Genomic DNA, 5,802 nt, shown 5'->3' on the forward strand with positions numbered 1-5,802 from the left:
CGCTAGTTCCCCGTCTAGTGCATGGCGGAGAGCATGGGATTTGAACCCATGATACGCTTAAAACACGTATACACGATTTCCAATCGTGCTCCTTCAACCGCTCGGACAGCTCTCCTTACTACATTTACTTACTATACCATTTTATCAGAACTATTGCAAAACTTAATTTTGATTAATTAAATCTTCAATTTAAAACTTTTTTCAATCAATTATGAAAATAAGACTTACAGCTGATTTTTATTATAAAAGTTACTTGTGGTATAATAGCTAAGTAGAAAGGAAATTTTATGGCAAAAGCTTTGTATAGGGAGTATAGACCCAAAACCTTCGATCAAGTTCTTGGTCAAGATAGGGTTGTCAACGTCCTAAAAAATCAAGTGAAAAATAATAACTTTTCCCATGCATATATCTTTGCTGGTGAAAGGGGGTGTGGCAAGACTACTTGTGCAAAAATATTCGCTAAGGCTATTAATTGCTTAAATCCTAAAGATGGTTCACCGTGTCTTGAGTGTGAGAACTGCAAGGCCATAGATGAGGAAACAACTATCGATATCATTGAGATGGATGCGGCTAGTAATAGAAGAATTGACGATATAAGAAATCTTAAGGATAATGTGATTTATCCACCCAATAAACTAAAGTACAAGGTCTACATAATAGACGAGGCACATATGATTACTAGAGAAGCTTTCAACGCTCTTCTTAAAATTATGGAAGAACCACCTAGCCACCTAGTTTTTATTTTAGCCACAACAGAGATTGATAAGATACCAAATACAATTTTGTCCAGGGCACAAAATTTTGAGTTTAATAAGATTGACTCCAGTAAAATAAAAGAGCAGATAAATATTATCCTAAGAGACAAGAAAATTAAGATTGAAAACGAGGCTATTGACCTTATTATAAGGAAGGCCAAGGGAGCCATGCGTGATGCTTTGAGTATTTTAGATCAAGTTATTTCTTATAATAATGAGGAATTTACAGTTTCTGATGTTGAGAATTTGTTGGGAGTTGTTGATTTTTACGCAGTGGATAAATTGACATCTGCAATTTTTGCTTACGAGCAAAAGGAGGCTCTTTCTTATATTTTTAGCCTCAGGGCTAATAATAAGTCTAATAAAGATATACTAGATTCCTTAACTTTTTATCTAAGAGATATAATGATTTATAAGATGAGTGGGGATGAATCGATTTTTGAGAATGAGGAAAGGGCAGACTTTATCAGAAAAAAATCTAGCGAAATCGAGATTGATAGGTTGCTTGATATGCTTGATATTTTGAATGATTATGCTAACAAGTTGAGGACCTCAGATAATACTGATTTGATTATTGAGCTTATGATTGTTAGGTTGATTAATTTTAAGGATGTTAAGTCTTTGGATTCGAGACTTAGAAGCCTTGAGCGAAATAATAGTGAGGATATTGTTGGTATTATTAACAAGCTAGTAGACAAAAAACTTCAAAGTCTTGATATTAACAAGCTTGTTGAGATAAATTCAAAACAAGAACTCCAAAATTCATCAAGTATAGGCTCCGAAGGTGATTTTGTCAAAAAGACTAGGGATACTGAGTTTAAAGAAAGTATTGACTCCACGAATGACCTTAAAGTTGTCGATACCAAGGTTTTTGAAAATCAACAAGCCGATGATATGAGTAGAGAGGAAACGAAAATTTCTCTTCCTAATAATTTGGTAGAAGATGTTAAAGAAGTTATAATAAATATTGCGGGTAGGATGCTAAAACAGATGTTTGAATCTGATGGTTTTTACTACATCTATACTCCTGGGGAGTTTACTTTATATTTGAAGGATGGGTTTTACGGGATTTTTATCCAAACTAAGACTGAAGAAATAGGAAAAGCTCTTGGAAAGATTTTTGATAGAGAAATTGTATTTAGCTTAGAAGATTACTCCAAGTTTGATGGAGAATATCAAAAAAAAAATCTTGAGCTAAGCTCAGATAATAAATATGTGAAAGAAATCCCAGAAAAAGAGGAAATATTGACAGATTCAGTTACTAAAGTAGAAGAAGTTACTGAAGATGAGGCAACGAGTATCGATTTTGGTTCAAGTTTACTTAGATTAAAAGAGATATTTGGAGCAGAATTAATAGTTAAATAAAAAGGAGAATTAATATGGCAAGAGGCGGATTTAGAGGCGGTGCACCAAGCATGAATAATATGATGAAACAAGTTAAGAAGATGCAAGAGCAAATGGAAAAGGCTCAAGCTGAGATTGAAGAGAAGGAATTCTCATCTTCCGCTGGTGGTGGAATGGTTGAAGCTACAGTCAACGGCAAGAAGGAAGTTTTAAGGGTTAAAATCAACCCAGATGTAGTTGACCCAGATGATGTTGAAATGCTTGAAGATCTTATTATGGTTGCCATTAATGATGCTATGACAAAGGCAGCTAACTATAATGAGGAAACTATGGGTAAACTTACAGGCGGAATAAACATTCCTGGTTTAATGTAATGGCTTTGTTTCCAGAATCCTTAAATAATTTGATTGAACAGTTCCAGAAACTTCCAACCATAGGTAGGAAAAGTGCCGAGAGGCTTGCTATGTCTATTGTTGATGAAGATAGGAAAACTGTTGATGACTTTGCAAAGAGTCTTATAGAAGTAAAGGATAGGATTCATACTTGTGAAATTTGTGGAAACTTAACTGAGGGTGATATTTGTGATATATGTAAAGATATTACTCGAAACGAGGAATATCTTTGTATAGTTGAAGATATTAGAAATCTAATAGCTATTGAAAAATCACATGCTTATAGGGGACGTTATCATGTTTTAGGGGGTCTTATTTCACCATCTGATGGGATAGGACCTGACCAGTTAAATATAGATAAATTATTAGAAAGAATTGACAAAGAAGAAGTTAATGAGGTTATAATGGCTATTTCTTCAACCATAGAAGGTGAAACTACAATCTTGTTTTTATCAAGTATTTTGGCTAAGAAAAATATAAAAATAAGCAAACTAGCTCAAGGAATTCCTGTAGGATCTAATCTTGAGTATTTTGACCAACTAACCCTAGAAAGAGCTCTCGAAGATAGGAGAGAAATTATTGATTAAAATAAAAAAATTGATAGTCTTAGCCTTGGTAGGTTGTTTGTTTACATCTTGTTCTGCTAGTAAATCTGATGTCAAAGATAGGGCTAGCCAAGCAAAAATCAGTGAAGCCAAAGCAGTTACTAGCGAAATTAATGTAAGTGTATCTACTTTTGCGTCAAGTACTATTTTGGATTATATGGCAAAAGGTGAAGATCAAGCTTATGAAGTTAAATTTGAAGATGACCTCGGAAAGCTAATGGAAGGAAAATTCGATATAGCAGTGGTGCCTGCTATTATGGCTCCTGCTATCTATAATGCTACAAATTCAGGTGTAAATATTTGTGCTATAAGCCTTTTGAATAATTTGTATACAATGAGTGATACAGAAATAAATTCAGCAAAGGATTTATTTGGTAAAACTCTTCTATTAAAAGATATGGGTGCAAGTTTAGACAAGGCTATCGAATCTAAATTATCTATTTTAAAGAATCTTTTGGGTATGGATATTGCTTTTTACAAGGATTCCAATGATTTAAGTGATATGATTTTAGAAAAAAAATCTTTTTTGGCAATACTACCAGAACCATATCTGTATAAAATAAATAGAGATAGAAAATATATAGCCTACGATTTTTCGGAAACTCTTCCATTCTTATCATTGGATAAGCAAGGTCTTGAAAATGATTTGATATCTGAAGTGGTGCTTGTTAATAAAAAATTTGCTAAGGATAATAATAATGCTTTGGATAAATTCTTGGATGATTATAAAAATGCTACAGAGAAGATTCAAAATAATCCTCATATGTCAGCTAGCCTTATTAATAAATATGGACTAAATAGTAAGGAAATGGAAGAAATTTATAGAAGCCTTAACATTGTTTATATTGATGGGGATACCATGAAGGGAATGTTTAATATTTATATGGACACACTCGAAAAGATTAAGCTAAACTTCTACCAAGGAGAAAGACCAGGTGATGATTTCTACTACGTCAAGTAGAAAATTATCTAATAAAATAAAGGATCACAAAATGCTTTATAAAAAAACTTACGAAAATAGTACTGAAAAATTTAAAAAAATGGCTGATAAAGTTCAAACCGATCCTATGCTTTTGAAGTATCATATTTACCCTGAAGCTGGTTGGCTCAATGACCCAAATGGTCTATGTCAATTTAAAGGAAATTTTCACATATATTTTCAATATTCTCCCCTCGATGAAAATAGAAAAGAAATAATTTGGGGACATGTTTCAAGCCCTGATTTTATACATTTTAAAAGAGATAATCCTTTCTTGTATGCAGATTCACCCTTAGACAAAGATGGGGCTTATTCAGGATCTGCATTCATAAAAGATGATGAAATAAACTATTTTTATACTGGAAACGTAAAGTATGACGGAGATTTTGATTACATAAATGATGGACGTGAGCACAATACTATAAAAGTTAAGTCTAGGGATGCTGTTAATTATGATGAAAAGGAATTGATTCTAACGAATTCAGACTATCCTTTGGATATTACTAAGCATGTTAGAGATCCTAAAATATACGAAAAAAATGGCATATATTATATGTTCTTAGGAGCAAGGAGCAAGGAAGATAAGGGAATGGTCCTAGTTTTTAAGTCTGCGGACTTAGAAAATTTCACATACCATATGCGTATAGAAAGCAATGATAAATTTGGCTATATGTGGGAGTGTCCTGATTTTTTCGAGCTTAATGGTAAGGATTTGTTAATTGTTTGCCCCCAAGGACTACAAAAAGAGGACTACAAATATCAAAATATTTATCAAGCTGGTTATTTTCCAATAGAAATTGACCTAGAAAATAAAGAATATAGGTTAGGAAAATTTAAAGAGCTGGATTATGGTTTTGATTTCTATGCCCCACAAACTTTTCAAGATGAAAGTGACAGAAGAATTTTGCTTGGATGGATGGGGATGCCAGATGCAGAATATACTAACCCAACTACTAAATATAAATGGCAACATTGTCTAACTATTCCTAGAGAATTAACTTATATAAATGGAAAAATTTGTCAAAGACCTATTAAAGAACTAAAAAAATTAAGGCAAGAAAATGAGTATTTGCCTAGGGGAGAAAAGCTAGAAATAAGTGTTTTTGAAGCTTTATGTTCAAAAATAGCATCCGAATTTAAGGTGAAATTGAGAGGAGATGTTACTTTAACTTACAACAACCAAACTCTTATACTAAACATGGGAGAAAGCTCCTGGGGCAGAAAGATAAGACAAGTTAGAATAGAAGAAATCGAAAATATAAGAATATTTTCAGATAAATCAAGCTTGGAAATCTTTATAAATGACGGAAGCTACACTCTATCAACCAGAGTATATTCAAAAAATATGAATTTTTCATCTGATGATTTAGACTTTGAAGTCTATAGACTAAATCCAATTAAGTTTATGTAAGATAAAAATTTTAGCTAGATTATCTTTTAGAAAATATATGTCAACAAATGAAAGGATAGGGTATTATACTTTATGAGAAAAGATAGCGAGAATACAAGGGAAATCAAAAATCTTTACAATAAAGACAAAAATACTTATCTTAAAGATTTTAAAGATAAATTCAATGATGGCAAAAACATTAGTTATCTCGAAAGAAAGCTAAATGAGTTTAAGCTAGGGAAATTAGAAATTAACGGTAAATAGTTAATGATAGTTGAATATGATTAATAAATATAGAAATATTATTTCAAAAATGACAATACAAATTAAATATATG

6 protein-coding genes and 1 tRNA gene are annotated in these 5,802 nt (G+C 32.1%); 6 read left to right on the forward strand and 1 reads right to left on the reverse strand.

What is annotated here, in order from left to right; genetic code table 11:
• Window positions 1–22 precede the first annotated feature (22 nt).
• Window positions 23–115, reverse strand: a tRNA-Ser gene (locus Q0W95_RS07240).
• A gap of 172 nt (window positions 116–287) precedes the next feature.
• Here Q0W95_RS07240 and dnaX point away from each other — a divergent pair.
• The 6 genes from dnaX to Q0W95_RS07270 all read left to right on the forward strand — a co-directional run bounded on the left by dnaX (window position 288) and on the right by Q0W95_RS07270 (window position 5,729).
• Window positions 288–2,120 (forward strand): DNA polymerase III subunit gamma/tau, encoded by a 1,833-nt coding sequence (gene dnaX / locus Q0W95_RS07245; protein ID WP_297791350.1) that lies wholly within the window; start codon window positions 288–290, stop codon window positions 2,118–2,120.
• 14 nt (window positions 2,121–2,134) lie between these two features.
• Window positions 2,135–2,473 (forward strand): YbaB/EbfC family nucleoid-associated protein, encoded by a 339-nt coding sequence (locus Q0W95_RS07250; RefSeq protein WP_297791352.1) that lies wholly within the window; start codon window positions 2,135–2,137, stop codon window positions 2,471–2,473.
• Window positions 2,473–3,078 (forward strand): recombination mediator RecR, encoded by a 606-nt coding sequence (recR, locus tag Q0W95_RS07255; RefSeq protein WP_297791354.1) that lies wholly within the window; start codon window positions 2,473–2,475, stop codon window positions 3,076–3,078. Before Q0W95_RS07250 ends, recR begins: the two co-directional genes overlap by 1 nt.
• Window positions 3,071–4,057, forward strand: coding sequence for a hypothetical protein (locus Q0W95_RS07260; protein ID WP_297791356.1), 987 nt, complete (start codon window positions 3,071–3,073; stop codon window positions 4,055–4,057). The genes recR and Q0W95_RS07260 overlap by 8 nt, the downstream gene beginning before the upstream one ends.
• Window positions 4,058–4,088: 31 nt before the next feature.
• On the forward strand, window positions 4,089–5,486 hold the full coding sequence (locus tag Q0W95_RS07265) for a glycoside hydrolase family 32 protein (protein WP_297791358.1): 1,398 nt from the start codon (window positions 4,089–4,091) through the stop codon (window positions 5,484–5,486).
• 72 nt (window positions 5,487–5,558) lie between these two features.
• Complete coding sequence (locus Q0W95_RS07270; protein WP_297791360.1) at window positions 5,559–5,729, forward strand: hypothetical protein; 171 nt, start codon at window positions 5,559–5,561, stop codon at window positions 5,727–5,729.
• Window positions 5,730–5,802 lie beyond the last annotated feature (73 nt).

Source organism: uncultured Anaerococcus sp. (assembly GCF_947253225.1).
GTDB lineage: Bacteria > Bacillota > Clostridia > Tissierellales > Peptoniphilaceae > Anaerococcus.